The 15,685-nt window shown below is 32.7% G+C and carries 14 protein-coding genes; 5 read left to right on the plus strand and 9 right to left on the minus strand.

The window, feature by feature from the left end; genetic code table 11:
- Positions 1 to 5: 5 nt before the first annotated feature.
- Positions 6 to 482: a 30S ribosomal protein S7 gene (rpsG, locus tag AB3G39_RS16150; protein WP_035668130.1), complete on the minus strand. Its 477-nt coding sequence runs from the start codon at positions 480 to 482 to the stop codon at positions 6 to 8.
- A 73-nt stretch (positions 483 to 555) separates the two neighbouring features.
- A complete protein-coding gene (gene rpsL, locus AB3G39_RS16155; protein ID WP_007136570.1) occupies positions 556 to 939 on the minus strand; it encodes a 30S ribosomal protein S12 in 384 nt (127 codons plus the stop codon).
- 181 nt (positions 940 to 1,120) lie between these two features.
- Here rpsL and AB3G39_RS16160 point away from each other — a divergent pair, with 181 nt between their 5' ends.
- The 4 genes from AB3G39_RS16160 to rlmB all read left to right on the plus strand — a co-directional run bounded on the left by AB3G39_RS16160 (position 1,121) and on the right by rlmB (position 8,430).
- Complete coding sequence (locus AB3G39_RS16160) at positions 1,121 to 2,830, plus strand: hypothetical protein (protein WP_369769615.1); 1,710 nt, start codon at positions 1,121 to 1,123, stop codon at positions 2,828 to 2,830.
- 85 nt (positions 2,831 to 2,915) lie between these two features.
- Positions 2,916 to 6,173 (plus strand): SusC/RagA family TonB-linked outer membrane protein, encoded by a 3,258-nt coding sequence (locus AB3G39_RS16165; RefSeq protein ID WP_369753119.1) that lies wholly within the window; start codon positions 2,916 to 2,918, stop codon positions 6,171 to 6,173.
- Between the two features lie 3 nt (positions 6,174 to 6,176).
- Positions 6,177 to 7,625 (plus strand): SusD/RagB family nutrient-binding outer membrane lipoprotein, encoded by a 1,449-nt coding sequence (locus AB3G39_RS16170; protein ID WP_369769616.1) that lies wholly within the window; start codon positions 6,177 to 6,179, stop codon positions 7,623 to 7,625.
- A 70-nt stretch (positions 7,626 to 7,695) separates the two neighbouring features.
- The gene (gene rlmB / locus AB3G39_RS16175; RefSeq protein ID WP_187017200.1) at positions 7,696 to 8,430 is read left to right on the plus strand and encodes a 23S rRNA (guanosine(2251)-2'-O)-methyltransferase RlmB; all 735 of its coding nucleotides are present in this window, start codon (positions 7,696 to 7,698) and stop codon (positions 8,428 to 8,430) included.
- A gap of 54 nt (positions 8,431 to 8,484) precedes the next feature.
- Here rlmB and AB3G39_RS16180 read toward each other — a convergent pair whose 3' ends face one another.
- On the minus strand, positions 8,485 to 9,264 hold the full coding sequence (locus AB3G39_RS16180) for a rhomboid family intramembrane serine protease (protein ID WP_369769617.1): 780 nt from the start codon (positions 9,262 to 9,264) through the stop codon (positions 8,485 to 8,487).
- 220 nt (positions 9,265 to 9,484) lie between these two features.
- Between AB3G39_RS16180 and AB3G39_RS16185 the strand changes: the two genes are divergently transcribed.
- On the plus strand, positions 9,485 to 10,762 hold the full coding sequence (locus AB3G39_RS16185; protein WP_367773547.1) for a replication-associated recombination protein A: 1,278 nt from the start codon (positions 9,485 to 9,487) through the stop codon (positions 10,760 to 10,762).
- Between the two features lie 58 nt (positions 10,763 to 10,820).
- Here AB3G39_RS16185 and AB3G39_RS16190 read toward each other — a convergent pair whose 3' ends face one another.
- The 6 genes from AB3G39_RS16190 to AB3G39_RS16215 form a co-directional block, all read right to left on the minus strand.
- Positions 10,821 to 11,588 (minus strand): hypothetical protein, encoded by a 768-nt coding sequence (locus AB3G39_RS16190; RefSeq protein ID WP_369769618.1) that lies wholly within the window; start codon positions 11,586 to 11,588, stop codon positions 10,821 to 10,823.
- A gap of 3 nt (positions 11,589 to 11,591) precedes the next feature.
- Positions 11,592 to 12,281, minus strand: coding sequence for a YjjG family noncanonical pyrimidine nucleotidase (locus AB3G39_RS16195; RefSeq protein WP_367773543.1), 690 nt, complete (start codon positions 12,279 to 12,281; stop codon positions 11,592 to 11,594).
- A gap of 16 nt (positions 12,282 to 12,297) precedes the next feature.
- Positions 12,298 to 12,990 (minus strand): DNA repair protein RadC, encoded by a 693-nt coding sequence (gene radC, locus AB3G39_RS16200; protein ID WP_367773541.1) that lies wholly within the window; start codon positions 12,988 to 12,990, stop codon positions 12,298 to 12,300.
- A 66-nt stretch (positions 12,991 to 13,056) separates the two neighbouring features.
- Positions 13,057 to 13,515, minus strand: coding sequence for a GNAT family N-acetyltransferase (locus AB3G39_RS16205; RefSeq protein ID WP_367773539.1), 459 nt, complete (start codon positions 13,513 to 13,515; stop codon positions 13,057 to 13,059).
- Between the two features lie 8 nt (positions 13,516 to 13,523).
- A complete protein-coding gene (locus AB3G39_RS16210) occupies positions 13,524 to 14,879 on the minus strand; it encodes a UDP-N-acetylmuramate--L-alanine ligase (RefSeq protein ID WP_367773537.1) in 1,356 nt (451 codons plus the stop codon).
- A complete protein-coding gene (locus AB3G39_RS16215) occupies positions 14,876 to 15,589 on the minus strand; it encodes a tetratricopeptide repeat protein (protein WP_367757166.1) in 714 nt (237 codons plus the stop codon). The genes AB3G39_RS16210 and AB3G39_RS16215 overlap by 4 nt, the downstream gene beginning before the upstream one ends.
- Positions 15,590 to 15,685: the final 96 nt, after the last annotated feature.

Genomic DNA, 15,685 nt, shown 5'->3' on the forward strand with positions numbered 1-15,685 from the left:
ATGAATTAAAATCTAAAGTGAGAGAACGCTTTGTTAGCCTCTGCCATTTTGTGAGTATCCATTCTTTTCTTAACAGCAGCACCTTCTTCTTTAGCCGCAGCTAAACATTCTGATGCCAATCTTTGAGCCATAGATTTTTCATTTCTTCTTCTAGAATAAAGTATTAACCACTTCATTGCCATAGAGATTTTTCTATCCGGTCTAATTTGCATTGGAATCTGAAACGTAGCTCCACCTACTCTACGACTACGTACTTCTACGTGAGGCATAACATTAGTTAAAGCATCTTTCCATATTTCTAATGATGGTTTTTCTGCATCTTGCTTTTTAGATTCTATAATGTCAATTGCATCATAAAAAACTTTAAAAGCTGTTGATTTCTTACCGTCCCACATTAAGTTGTTCACAAAACGCGTTACCAATTGGTCGTTAAACCTTGGATCTGGTAAAAGTGGTCTTTTCTTTGCCGCTCTTTTTCTCATGTCTTTTTTTTAATAAAACTTCATAATTATCTAGCCGCGATAGATCGCGCCTCAATAAAAATTACGTTTTAAATTACTTTTTTGCTTCTTTTGGGCGTTTAGCTCCGTACTTAGATCTTCTTTGCGTTCTTCCTGCTACTCCTGACGTATCAAGTGCACCACGAACGATGTGATATCTAACTCCTGGTAAATCTTTTACCCTTCCACCCCTAACTAATACTATCGAGTGCTCTTGTAAATTGTGTCCTTCACCAGGGATGTAGGCATTTACTTCATTACCATTTGTCAAACGTACACGCGCTACTTTACGCATTGCAGAGTTTGGTTTTTTTGGTGTTGTAGTGTAAACACGCGTACAAACCCCTCTTCTTTGAGGACAAGAATCTAAAGCAACCGATTTACTCTTCTTAGTTATCTGAGTTCTTCCTGTTCTTACTAATTGTTGAATTGTTGGCATAATTAATACTAAAAATTTATTATGTATATTTAATTCCCGCTTTTTACGGGGTTGCAAATGTATAAATTATTTTTTACTCTACAAACGTTAATCCATTAATTTTCAATAAGATTATTTTCCTTATTGAATTACATTTTAAACTTTAGATATTTATATTACTTTTATCAAAATTAATTTTCAATTGAAACACCTACAAACCTATCTATTACTAATACTCCTAAGCTTAAATTGTCAAGCTCAGAAATTTCAATTAAAAATATCAGGAAACTCTTCATTAGAAACAAAAAAAATTGACTCCCTTACCTATTCGACCATACATATCAATACAAAATCAATAGAAAACGAGACAAACCTTGTTTTGGAGAAACTTTCAAAAAAAGGATACACCGAAAGTAGATTAATTAAATTAACGAAGACTAACGACACCTCCTATGTTGCGAATTTAAAAATAGGATACAAAATAAAATACATACATATATATATAGGTATAAATTCAAAATACAAAAAACTCAATTTATTCGACCAAAAGAAGGACAGCTTAATAATGCCCTATTCAGAAATAGAATATTTTTTAAATGAAACCCTACATAAATTAGAACTAAGAGGTTACGCATTCACGAAATTAAAACTAAGAAATATTACAAAAAAAAACAACATCCTTTTTGCAGAATTAGACTTTGAAACAGAAAATCAGAGAAAAATAGATAAAATCGTCATTAAACAAGCAAACGACAACATTGACGATTATTTTCCAAAAGGATACCTTACCCAAATAAATCGCAAATACAAGGACAAAACATACAATCAAAAAACAGTAACCTTAATTAATAACGATTTTGAAAACTTAGGGTTCGCAACCCAAATAAAATATCCAGAAATACTGTTCACAAAAGACAGTACCAAAATCTACATTTATCTCAACAAACGAAAGACAAACAATTTTGACGGATTTATAGGTTTTAACAATAACGCCCAAAATAAAATAGTACTTAACGGATACCTTGATTTAAAACTAGAAAACCTCTTATTAACCGGAGAACAATTTACATTATATTGGAAAAGCGATGAAAAAAAACAAAAAACTTTCAAAACTAGCCTAGAGATTCCTTATATATTAAATAGCCCAATAGGACTAAGGGCGCAATTAGATATTTTCAAACAAGACAGTATATATCAAAATACAAAAACAGCAATCGACATTGGATATTATTCAAATTACAAAACTCGTTTCTACCTAGGATACCAATCGACCACTTCAAGCGACATCCAAAATACAAATACCAATTTCATAAGTGATTATAAGAACTCTTTTATCACAACAAACATGGAATACAGTCATTACAATTACAACAACACACTATTTCCATCAAAAACCATATTAATATTAAAACTAGGGACAGGAGAACGCGAAACAAATTTCAAAGACAAAAACACCCCAACAAATAAACAAGCGTTCATAAATATAAACATTCAACATCTATTTAGCATTAATAAAAAAAATTTTATCAACATTAAAAATGAAAGTTATTACTTAAAAAGCGCTTCTTACAATATCAATGAACTATATCGATATGGAGGAATAAATTCAATACGTGGATTTAAAGAAAACAGCCTTCAAGCAAATATAATGTCAGCTTTACTAACAGAGTATCGCTATTTAATTACACCACAGCTATACATACATAGCATACTAGACTACAGCATTTTAAAAGACCCTTTTAACACTGAAAAAAATAACAAAACAACAAAAATACTAGGAACAGGTTTAGGAATTGGAGCTCTAACAAAAGGCGGGTTCATAAAATTATCAATTGCAAACGGCAGTAGAAAAAACGAAGAATTCAAATTTTATAACACAATCATTCATATAAGTTATAATGTTAAATTTTGAATGCGCGCATAAAAAAGGTTTTCAATTATTAGGAAAGTTAACAATTTATTAAGAGTTTTGTCACACTAATTCAAAATATTTAAAAATGAAACTAAAGTTCAATGGAATCTTAGTACTACTAGTAGTACTTATGGCGCAACTAACTTTTGCGCAAGAGAGAGCTGTGACGGGTGTTGTTTCTGACAATACAGGTATGCCTTTACCAGGTGTAAGTGTATTAGTTAAAGGAACTAAAAACGGAGCACAAACTGATTTTGATGGTAAATATACTATCAAAGCATCATCAAGTCAAATCTTGATATTTAGCTACATTGGGATGAAAACCCAAGAATTAAAAGCTACATCATCAACTGTTAATGTCAAGTTAGAAAGCACTGCTATGGAGCTTGAAGGCGTTGTTGTAACTGCATTAGGAATCAAAAGAGAAAAAAAATCTTTAGGTTATGCAACACAAGAGATTAAAGCTGAAGATTTAACAGCAGGAGCTGGAAGTGGAAACTTCATTAATGAACTTTCAGGTAAAGTAGCTGGTGTAAACATCAAAAGAAACAACAACTTTGGAGGGTCTTCAAGTATTGTATCTAGAGGGGTTAAGAGTTTAACTGGTAATAATGAAATGTTAATTGTAATAGACGGAATGCCTATTAACAACTCAAACATTAACTCAAATACTGCAAGTCAAACTACTGGAGCTGGTAACACTTATGACTATGGTAATGCTGCTATGGATATCAATCCTGAAGACATTGAAAGCGTAAACATATTAAAAGGAGCAGCAGCTTCTGCTTTATATGGTTACTTAGGAGGAAATGGAGTAGTAATGATTACTACCAAAAAAGGTAGAACAAAAAAAGGATTAGGTGTTACAGTATCATCTGAATTTGTTGCTGGAACTATTGACAAATCAACATTTGTTAAATACCAAGACAAATACGGTGCTGGTTACGGACCTTATTATGAAGATGCTTCTGGATATTTCTTATCAAGAGATATTGATGGTGACGGTGTTGAAGACTTAGTTGTACCAACTTCTGAAGATGCATCTTACGGAGCGGCTTTCAACCCTAACTTACTAGTATACAATTGGAATGCATTTACTCCATGGTCTGATAGCTATCAAAAAGCTACTCCTTGGGTAGCTGCAAAAAATGATCCTACAACATTTTTTCAAACAGCAACTTCTTTTAACAACTCTGTATCGTTAGAAGACGGAAATGACACTACAAATTTTGTTTTGAACTTTACTAATTCAAAACAAACTGGTATTTTACCAAATAGTGATATGAAAAAAAATAGTATGAGCGTTAAAGTAAACCACATATTTTCAGATAAATTATCTGTAAGTGCATTTGCTAACTACAACACTCAATCAACTGTAGGTAGAAACTCAACAGGATATAATGAAAACATTATGTCTAACTTCCGTCAATGGTGGCAAACTAACGTTGATGTTCAAGAATTGAAACAAGTTTACGAAAGATCTGGTGGACAAAACATCAACTGGAACTATTCTGATCCTTCAGATTTAACACAAATCTATTGGGATAATCCATATTTCATTAGAAATAAAAACTTCCAATCAGATGAAAGAAACAGATTCTTAGGTTACGGTAAATTAGACTATAAACTAACAGACTGGTTAACTGCTACAGGTAAAATCTCTACCGATTCATACAGTGAATTACGTGAAGAAAGAAGAGCTTTCGGATCTATTGCAGGTGATTTTGGTATTAACAGATTAGCAGAAACTTCTGGGTACCAAAAATACATGAGAAACTTCTCTGAACAAAATTATGACTTTATCTTGACTTTCAAAAAAGACATCTCAGAAGACATTAGCTTCAACGGAGTTGCCGGAGGTACATCAAGAAAAACTAGAGTTGTTTCTACATTGAACTCAACTCAAGGTGGACTTATTGTTCCAGATCTTTTCAGTTTATCTAATTCTGTTGCTGGCGTTCCATTTCCAGTAGAATCAGAAGTAAACCAAGGAATCAATAGTTACTACGCATCAACATCTTTTGGATATAAAGACTTTGCATTTTTAGATGCAACCGTAAGAAGAGATGCTTTCTCTACTTTACCACAAAACGAAAATGCAATTAATACGTATTCAGCATCTGGATCATATGTTTTCACAAATCACGTTAACCAACCATGGTTAAGTTTTGGTAAAATTAGAGCTGGATATTCTGAATCTCCACTTGGTACACCAAATCAATCATTAGTAGATACTTATATCAAAAATGACCCATTTGGAACAAATCAACAATATTCAGTTGCTTCTACAAAAAACAACCCTAACTTAAAAGCTGTAAAAACAAACACTCAAGAAATTGGTTTGGAAATGCAATTTTTAAACAGAAGAATTGGTTTTGAAGTAAGTGCATACAAAAACGTAAATGATGGAGAAGCAATTTCAGTTCCTTATTCTACATCTACTGGAAACAGTGCTAGATATATCAATGCAGCAACTGTAGAGAATAAAGGTATTGAGGTTCAATTTAACGTTACACCATTTAAATCAAAAAACTTCCAATGGGATGTATTTGTAAACTGGTCTAAAAACGAAAATAAAGTTACTAAGTTAGTTGACGGAATTGAAAACCTTAGATTAAGTTCATTTGGTCAAGGTGTAACTCTTAATGCTGCTGTAGGTGAAGCTTATGGTGTCCTTAGAGGTACAGACTTTACTTATTTAAATGGTGAAAAAGTTGTAGGTGCTAACGGTAGATACGTTGTAAATGCATCAGCTAACAATGTAATCGGAGATGTTAATCCTGATTGGATTGGTGGGGTTCGTAATAAATTTACTTACAAAAACTTATCTCTTGGATTCTTAATAGACATGAAACAAGGTGGAGATATCTTCTCTCTTGATCAAGCTTATGGCTTAGCTACTGGTCTATATGACGTAACAGCAGGTAACAATGAACTAGGAAATCCTATTAGAAATACTATCGCAAATGGTGGTGGTGTAATTTTACCAGGTGTACAAGCTGACGGAACTCCAAATACAGTAAGAACTCCTTCTCCTGACCAATATGGAAACGTATCAGGATATAGAAGAGCTCCTAACAAAGCGTTTGTTTACGATGCATCATTTGTTAAATTAAGAGAAGTTAACATTACTTATAGCTTACCTACTACTATTGTTAAGAGAATGAATCTTCAAGAAATGAAATTTAGCATTGTAGGTTCAAACTTATGGATAATAAGCAAAAACCTTCCTTATGCTGACCCAGAAAGTGGATTAAGTGCAAACTCAAACTCTGCAGGATATTCAATTGGTTCATTGCCATCAACTAGAAATATTGGTTGTAACGTAACATTTAAATTTTAAATTATGAAAAAGATATTTTTATTAATCTCATTTATAGCCTTAACGGTATCATGTACTGATGATATTACAGGATTAAATGCAGATACAAAGAACCCAACTACAACAAAACCAGAGTTTTTATTCACAAATGCTCAGAAAGGTTTAGTTGACCAGATGGTTAATGCATCAGTTAACAGAAATGTTTTCAGATTGTTTACACAATATTGGGCAGAAACGACTTATCCAGATGAAAGTCAATACAACTTGACTACAAGACCTATTCCAGATACTCATTTTACAATTCTTTATAGAGATGTATTAAGAGATTTAAAAGAGTCAAAAACTTTATTGGACAAACAAGTAACTGCAGGACCAACTGAAGCAGCTATTTTAGCAAACAAAAAAGCAATTGTTGACATCATGTCAGCATATACTTTTAGTGTTTTAGTGGACACATTTGGAGATGTACCTTACACAGAAGCTTTAGATATTGAAGGATTTCCTCTACCTAAGTATGATGATGCTCAAACAATATACAAAGACATCATCAGCAGACTTACTGCGGATGTAGCTTCATTAAGTTCTTCCGAATCTAGTTTTGGATCTGCTGATTTAATTTATGGTGGTGATGCAGCAAAATGGAAAAAATTTGCAAACTCACTTAGATTAAGACTTGCAGTTAATATGCATGATGTTGATGCTGCTTATGCGAGTACTCAAATCACTGCTGCAGTTAATGCTGGAGTTATGACAAGTAATTCTGATAATGCTGATCTAGTTTATTTAGGAGCAGAACCTAATGCAAATCCATTATATGTGGATATCGTTGCAAGTGGAAGAAAAGATTTTGTAATTGCTGATACTTTCGCAAACAAAATGAATTCACTTTCTGACCCAAGAAGAGCAAAATACTTTACTGTAGCACCTGGTACGACTAGCTATATTGGTGGTGTATATGGTACTTCTAACAGTTATACTAACTTTTCACATATTAATGAGACAATCCTTGCTCCAACTTTTGCAGGTACAATATTTGACTACACTGAAACTGAATTCTTATTAGCTGAATCAGCTGCAAGAGGAGTAGCAGTTGGAGGTACAGCAGCAACACATTACACAACTGCAATTACAGCTTCAATGCAAAGCTGGGGTGTTGCAACTGCTGATGTTGCTACTTACCTAGCTCAACCATCAGTAGTATATAATGCTGCAAACTGGAAAAAAAGTATTGGAGAACAAGCATGGATAGGTTTATACAACAGAGGATTTGAATCTTGGATCTCTTACAGAAGATTAGATTTCCCAGTTTTATTAGCACCAGCTGCTGCATACAATGACCTTAAATCTGTACCAACAAGATATAAATATCCTGCTGCAGAACAAACGGTAAATCAAACAAACGTAAGTGCTGCTTCAGCTCTTATTAGTGGTGGTGATTTATTAACTACTAAAGTATTTTGGGATAAATTCTAATTATTTCATCACTTGAATAATATTAAAACCATCAGCGAAAGCTGGTGGTTTTTTTTTATATATTTGCACCATGGAAAAAGAACATCAAATATTTGGAATTAGAGCAATAATAGAAGCAATTCAAGCAGGTGCTACTGTAGACAAAGTATATATTCAGAAAGAAGCAAGTAGTGAACTGATGAAAGATTTAATGAAAGTCATGAAACGTGGCAACATTAATTTCTCTTATGTTCCTGTAGAAAAACTAAACAGACTAACACCTAATAATCATCAAGGTGCAGTAGCTACAATCTCCCCTATCTCCTTTTTTGATTTAGAAACATTAATTAATACGGTTGTAGAAAATGGAAAAACCCCATTATTCTTAATCCTAGATCAAATATCTGACGCACGTAATTTTGGTGCAATAATTAGGACTGCAGAATGTACTGGAGTTAATGGAATTATTGTTCAAAAAGCAGGATCAGCTCCTGTCAATGGAGATACTGTTAAAACATCCGCGGGTGCAGTATTTAACATTCCGATTTGTAAAGTAGAACATATTAAAGATGCCATTTTTCTTTTGCAAGCGAGTGGAATAAAAACGGTTGCGGCAACTGAAAAAACAGATCAAAACATTTATGATATTTCATTAAATGAACCTGTAGCAATTATAATGGGATCTGAAGACCGTGGTGTAAACCCATCTGTTTTAAAGATAGTAGATGAAAAAGCAAAACTTCCTATGTTTGGAACTATAGGCTCCTTAAATGTATCAGTAGCTTGTGGTGCTTTTTTATATGAAGCCGTTAGACAAAGAAGTTAAATCCCTTATCCTTGTTCTCAAATCAATCAAAATAAAAGAATAAATAAAAATGAATCAAGACTCTAGTTTTGATTCATTTTTTTCGTTATCAACGATATCGTAATTAACAGAAAGATTTGAGGAATAATACGATTGAATTTCATCTTCTATTTCTCCTTCTATTGCTGGTACTGGTAAATTCACAAAAATCCCATTTTCATCAAACCGTTGCATAAACTTATCTTGGGTAGCATCAAAATCTGGTTTTTCCCAATCATACTTTATTACTTTTTCATATTCTGGCGTTTTAAGAAGAATAGCCAATAAAAATCCTGTTATCAAACCTCCTAAATGCCCTTCCCAAGAAATAGCATCATCTACTTTAGGGAATACATACCAAATCATTCCACCGTAAAACATAATGACCGAAAGAGACAGTGAAACTAGCCTATAGTATTTTGTCAAAATCCCTTTTAAGAAGATAAAACTAACTAAAACATAAATAAGCCCACTTGCTCCGATATGATAATTTTCTCTACCAATAATCCAAGTTATTAATCCTGAGAAAAGTATGCCCAACACAATAACATAAAGTGATTGCTTGGAATAAAAAAACTGAAGTGCAGCCAACAAAATTAATAACGGAATTGAATTACTATAAAGATGATCTATATTGGAATGAATGAACGGACTAAATAAAATTCCTTGTAATCCAGAAAATGTCCTTGGATAAATGCCGTTTTCAACAAAATCAAAATCATATCGAATCTCCAACCAATAAATAAACCAAAGGAAAAGCACAAAAAAAAGGGGTAGCGCTATAACTGAATTTGAATATTTAAAATCTTTTTCCATTTATAAAATTTTATTATAAAGTATATCACAAAAATACATCCAAAATTATACAAATGCTATTTTGTCATAGTTTAGAAAATAAATTCATTTTGAAAACCAAATGATTTTAGCCCAGATAGAAACGGCATCCTTTTATGTAGTAGCGAGGCACGAGCAAACGGAATAAAAGATATAGTGGATAGCTGGAAAAAGCTTCAAATAAAAATAGTAATTTTACAAAATGGAAGCACCATTAGCAGAACGAATTCGTCCACAAAAATTAGAAGACTATATTAGTCAGTCTCACCTAGTAGGGCCAAGTGGCTCCTTAACGCAACAAATAGCAAAAGGAATTATCCCTTCACTCCTACTTTGGGGACCTCCAGGAACGGGTAAAACCACATTAGCGCAAATAATAGCACAAGAATCCAAACGCCCCTTTTACATCTTAAGTGCAATCAACTCTGGTGTAAAGGACATACGAGATGTAATAGAAAAAGCGAAGCAAAGTGGCGGACTTTTTACCGCTAAAAATCCAATTCTGTTCATTGATGAAATCCATCGGTTTAGCAAATCACAACAAGACTCTTTATTAGCTGCAGTTGAAAAAGGATGGATTACCCTTATAGGTGCAACAACAGAAAATCCAAGTTTTGAAGTAATTCCCGCACTATTATCACGCTGCCAAGTATACATTTTGAATGCTTTTACAAAGGGCGATTTAGAAGCATTACTACAACGTGCCCTAAAGACGGATTCATTTTTAGCCACAAAAGACATTACTTTAAAAGAAACAGAGGCTTTATTGCGTCTTTCTGGAGGCGATGGACGTAAGCTATTGAATATTTTTGAACTTGTCGTAAATGCATCCGCTGAAGACAAAATTATAATCACTAACGAAAGAGTATTCGAACTTGTGCAACAAAACACCGTTTTGTATGACAAAAGCGGCGAACAACATTACGATATAGTTTCTGCTTTTATAAAATCGATAAGAGGAAGCGATCCAAACGGAGCTGTTTATTGGCTAGCTAGAATGATTGAAGGTGGTGAAGATGTGAAATTTATAGCGCGAAGAATGTTAATTCTTTCTAGTGAAGATATAGGAAATGCAAATCCAACTGCTTTTATTATGGCTAATAATACTTTCCAGGCTGTAGCGACGATAGGCTATCCTGAGAGTAGAATTATTTTAAGTCAATGTGCCATTTATTTAGCAACTTCACCCAAAAGCAATGCTTCTTATTTAGCTATTGGAACTGCACAACAATTAGTGAAGCAAACTGGTGATTTATCAGTTCCTATACATTTGCGAAATGCTCCTACAAAATTAATGAAAGAGCTAGGTTATGGAGACGATTACAAATATTCTCATGATTACGCCAATAATTTTGCAGAGCAAGAGTTTCTACCCCAAGAGCTAAGCAACAAAGCAATCTATGTTCCTGGAAACAATTCAAGAGAAAATACTACTCGGGAATTCTTAAAAAACCGATGGAAAAACAAATACGGTTATTAAATAAAAAAGCAGATTATCCCAAGAGAATAATCTGCTTTTTTTATTCAAACAGTTACGACTAAAACTTAACTGCTATTTTTTCTGAAAATAATTTGTCGTTTTTATAATATTCAAAATACCATTGCCCGTCTTTAGAAACTAACACGCCATTGTTGGAATCTTTTTCAGCAATAAAACAACTAGCATTAGAGGTTTTATAAACTTTCATTACCACCTTTGGAGTGGTATCGACTAATTGAAACCCATTAACAACAGGTTGTGCATATAAAAACCCTGTATCTTCAATTAATTCTTTTTTAGGAACAGGAACTAATTTCTCCTCCACCTTTATAACTTCTTTGACTGTCACTATATCCGAATTAGCACTAATAGTATTTACTTTACTTTCTACTATTTTATTAAAACCAACATACTTATAATTCAATGCGTAAACAGACATAAATGCCTTGTTTAAGGCTTCAGTATAGGCTAGTTGATAATCTTTTTCTTTACTCACTCCTGTCTCTGATTGGTAAATAATTTTACCATAACAATCTTTAAAAACCACATGCATTTTTGTAGTCAGAAATGACTTTTCTTTAATAACGTCAAATGACATTAAGTCACATCGTTGAATATTATCGCTAGGTAAAGGTTCATTATCATAGAAAGCTTCAAAGCCCGCTTTATTAAGGTTAAACTTTGATAATGTCGCTAAACGATATTGGTTTTCACTTTTCAAAAAATCAAATTTTAAAGGGATGATTACATATTTATAATTTGTAATCGACTGAGAAAATCCCAAAAAAGAAACTAACATAACCAGTAAAAGCAATACTTTTTTCATAATTTATAAATAATTTTTAATTTCTAATAAATGATTAATTTGTTTTATATGCTTTTCAACTGGAAAAACAGCTTCACTAAAAAAAATAGCATCCAATCCACTATCTAACGCTCCTTGAACATCAGCATCTAAGGAATCCCCAATCATAATACTATGTTCTTTTTTGGCTTTGGCCAAATCTAATGCATATTCAAAAATAATGGGATTTGGTTTCTTCACTCCTGCCATTTCAGAATTAGTAACCGTATCAAAGTAATTCGTTAATTTTGAATTACTGATTTTTCTATACTGAACATCTGCAAAACCATTCGTAATAATATGAAGGTTGTACTTTTCATTTAAATAATCCAAAATTTCAAATGTTCCATCAAAAAGGTGATTATTATCCGGTAAATATTCAATATATTCATCAGCTATAATATCAATTTCTCTATCTGAAATAGTATAGTTCAATGCATCAAAAGATTGCTTTAATCTATTGTAACGCAATTCCTGATGCGTTATTTTATCATATTGATAGAGTTTCCAACAAGCCTGATTAATAGGTACATATTTCTCAATAAACGATTTTATGGCAACAGTTGGGTGATTTCTATTAAATATGTTCTCAAAAGTAATTTCAGAATTCTTATCAAAATCCCAAAGCGTATGATCTAAATCAAAAAACACATCTTTTATATTATCTATTTTCATTTTATTCTTTTATTTTTTAAAATATTCCTTCGTCTACAAAACTAAAATAACTTGTTTCAGTAACAATTAAATGATCTAAAACTATAATCTCAAGACTAACACCCGCTAACTTCAATTTCTTGGTTATTTGCTTGTCAGCATCACTAGGAATTAACGTTCCCGAAGGATGATTGTGACATAAAATTAAACCAGTTGCTCCTAGTTCCAATGCGTTTTTAAAAACCAGCCTCACATCCACCAAAGTTCCAGTTATCCCACCTTTACTCAATTGTGCTTTTGAAATCACTTTATTCGAATTATTTAAATAAACAATCCAAAATTCCTCATGTGGCAATTCTCCTATTATAGGCTGCATTAATTCAAAAATCGCTTTACTAGAAGTTATTTTTACTAACTCTAACGCATCTTCAGTTCTTCTTCGTCGCCCTAATTCAAGAGCTGCAATAATAGAAATGGCCTTTGCCTCTCCAATTCCTTTAAATGTTATCAATTGTGAAATAGACAATTTCCCTAACGCATTCAAGTTGTTATTTACACTCTTTAAAATACGCTTGCTTAACTCCACCGCCGATTCGTTTCTACTACCAGAACCAATTAAAATAGCAATCAACTCTGCATCGCTTAATACGCTTTTGCCTTTCAGCATCAACTTTTCACGAGGTTTGTCGTCTTCGGACCAATGGGTAATCGGAAAATTATTTTGCTCCACATTTAAAGATTTAAATTGATACAAATACTTATGAATTCCCTTTTAAATCCACATTTACAGTGGAATTTAAATGCTTTTTTTCATACAAATACTATTCCCCAAACCTTCATAAGGTGGGTAATTATCTATAATAAAATAACCTGCTTTTTGATACATACCAATAGCCGCTTCTTGTTTATACAAGGTTTCCAAAACCGAAAAAGAAAAACCCAACTCCTTTGCCCAAGATTCTAATTCCTGTAACATTCTTTGTGCCAATCTTTTCCCACGTATTTCAGGAGAAACAAACATACGTTTTATTTCGATTGTATTTTTATCATATTTCTTGAAGCAAGAACAGGCAACTGCCACATCATCATTATAAACGATTACTACATTCCGATTTAATTCAATAATGTTATTGCCCCAATAATTGGATTTCAACTCTGGATAGGTTTCCCACAAACTCTTGTCTAAATCTCCTACCAATGAAATAAAATCTTTATTTTCACTAGTCGTTTTTATGATTTTAATTTGATCTTCCATTCAAATGATTATTCTATTATTTTTTTGACTTCATCAAAATTCAATCCGCCATAATTACCAGAACTCATCAACAGCAAAGCAGAATTATCAAAATTTAAGCCAAACAAATACTCTTTAAACTCAATAGGATTCGTATATATAATTAAGTCTTTTCTATTAAAAGCATTTGCAATTTGCTCATATGTAACTTCCTCTAATTGCTTAATTTTAACTGCATCAGGCGAATAAAACACCACCGCTACATCAGCATGTTCAAGAGCCCCTTCATATTCTTTCAAAAACTCAGCGTTTAAGCTGCTATAGGTGTGCAATTCTAAACAAGCCACCAAAGTTCTGTCTGGATATTGCTCTTTTACCGCTTTGGTAGTTGCAGCTACCTTACTTGGAGAATGCGCAAAATCTTTATAAGCAACACTCGTTATACTTTCGGCAATTTTTTCCAATCGTTTTGAAGCTCCTTTAAAACTGGCAATTGCTTCATAAAAATCAGCTTCATCAACACCCATGTTTTGACAAATCCATTTGGCACCAGCCAAATTATTTAAATTATGTCCACCAAAAACTTCGATAGGCATATCTCCTTCTGGAGTTTCTAATAATGTAATTCCATTTTCAACTTTATAATTTGGAGTAGTATATGGCAGTTTACGGATTGGATTGGTAGCTTCTTCCGCTACCCTTTTTACTTCAGGATCTTCTTCATTGTACACTAGAATCCCCCCATTTGTAATTTTACCAATAAAAATTTCGAACTGTTCTACATAATTTTCATAGGTTGGAAAAACATTAATGTGGTCCCAAGCTATTCCAGAAATCAAAGCGATATTAGGTTGATACAAATGAAATTTTGGTCGTCTGTCAATTGGTGACGACAAGTATTCATCTCCTTCAAGAACAATAAAATCATTCTCTTCCGTAAGATGAACCATGGTATCAAACCCTTCTAATTGTGCTCCCACCATATAATCTACAGCAATATCATGATAATGCATTACATGAAGAATCATCGAAGTAATGGTCGTTTTACCATGAGAACCGCCAATTACAACTCGGGTTTTATTTTTAGACTGTTCGTATAAAAACTCTGGATATGAATAAATTTTCAATCCTAATTCTTGCGCTTTTAATAATTCAGGATTGTCTGCCTTAGCATGCATTCCTAGAATTACTGCTTCGACATCTGGAGTGACTTTTTCAGGAAACCAACCCAATTCAGCTGGTAAAATTCCTTTTTTATCTAAACGTGATTTTGATGGTTCAAAAATAGCATCATCACTACCCGACACTTGGTATCCTTTATTATGTAATGCTAAAGCCAAATTGTGCATGGCGCTACCACCGATAGCGATAAAATGAGTTCTCATATATTTTTCTTAGGTGTTGAATTTAAATTTTTTATAATTAACAAAACTGCCTCTGCCTTTGCAGGTTCTTTCATTTTGTTTTTGTACAAATTAGCCAGCATTTGGTAACTTTTTACAGAATTCCCAACTGCAATTGCTTTTTTATATTGCTGCTCTGCCTTAACGTATCTCTTAAAATACTCATCTATATGCCCTTTAGACAAAAGTCCATCAACAGCTGAAAGTTTATATAATTCATTTGAATATTGTATTGCTTTTGTTTCACTTCCCCCTACAAATCCAGGCAACTGAATGTACAATTCAATTAATGCCCATCTGGATTCAATATGCCTCGGATTAAGTGCTATCGCTTTTTCAAAAGATTCTTTGATTTCATCTACCATCCCTAAAGCCCTAAATTTATTAACGCTCAAAGCTTTCATAGCTAAAGCACCACCGTATTTATATTGAAAATTGGCTTCAGATGGCTTTAACCCCTTTAATTTTTCATACAATTCTATAGCTTTATCCCAGGATTTATTCTGACCTGCTATATCTCCTAAATATTCAATTGTTTTTAAATTTGTTGGATCCGTTTTTAAAATACTTTCAAAAACAATTTCGGCCTGATCCAATTTCCCTGCCTCAAATAAACTTTGTCCTTTATCAAAATTAGATTGAGACAATACTACGAGTGGGAAAAATAAAATGAAGTTTAAAATGTATTTCATTTTTCAAAAATAAGGAAATTTTAAAGGAATAAAAACATTTTTAACTTAGATAAAAAAGTAAAAACATAGAGAATGCAATTAAAATCATAATGTATT

It is taken from the genome of Flavobacterium sp. WC2416 (assembly GCF_041200095.1).
Lineage (GTDB): Bacteria > Bacteroidota > Bacteroidia > Flavobacteriales > Flavobacteriaceae > Flavobacterium.

Coding starts and splice junctions, on each gene's coding strand:
- rpsG (WP_035668130.1), bottom strand. CDS start 482: ATGAGAAAAAGAGCGGCAAAGAAAAGACCACTTTTACCAGATCCAAGG.
- rpsL (WP_007136570.1), bottom strand. CDS start 939: ATGCCAACAATTCAACAATTAGTAAGAACAGGAAGAACTCAGATAACT.
- AB3G39_RS16165 (WP_369753119.1), top strand. CDS start 2,916: ATGAAACTAAAGTTCAATGGAATCTTAGTACTACTAGTAGTACTTATG.
- AB3G39_RS16170 (WP_369769616.1), top strand. CDS start 6,177: ATGAAAAAGATATTTTTATTAATCTCATTTATAGCCTTAACGGTATCA.
- rlmB (WP_187017200.1), top strand. CDS start 7,696: ATGGAAAAAGAACATCAAATATTTGGAATTAGAGCAATAATAGAAGCA.
- AB3G39_RS16180 (WP_369769617.1), bottom strand. CDS start 9,264: ATGGAAAAAGATTTTAAATATTCAAATTCAGTTATAGCGCTACCCCTT.
- AB3G39_RS16185 (WP_367773547.1), top strand. CDS start 9,485: ATGGAAGCACCATTAGCAGAACGAATTCGTCCACAAAAATTAGAAGAC.
- AB3G39_RS16190 (WP_369769618.1), bottom strand. CDS start 11,588: ATGAAAAAAGTATTGCTTTTACTGGTTATGTTAGTTTCTTTTTTGGGA.
- AB3G39_RS16195 (WP_367773543.1), bottom strand. CDS start 12,281: ATGAAAATAGATAATATAAAAGATGTGTTTTTTGATTTAGATCATACG.
- AB3G39_RS16205 (WP_367773539.1), bottom strand. CDS start 13,515: ATGGAAGATCAAATTAAAATCATAAAAACGACTAGTGAAAATAAAGAT.
- AB3G39_RS16210 (WP_367773537.1), bottom strand. CDS start 14,879: ATGAGAACTCATTTTATCGCTATCGGTGGTAGCGCCATGCACAATTTG.
- AB3G39_RS16215 (WP_367757166.1), bottom strand. CDS start 15,589: ATGAAATACATTTTAAACTTCATTTTATTTTTCCCACTCGTAGTATTG.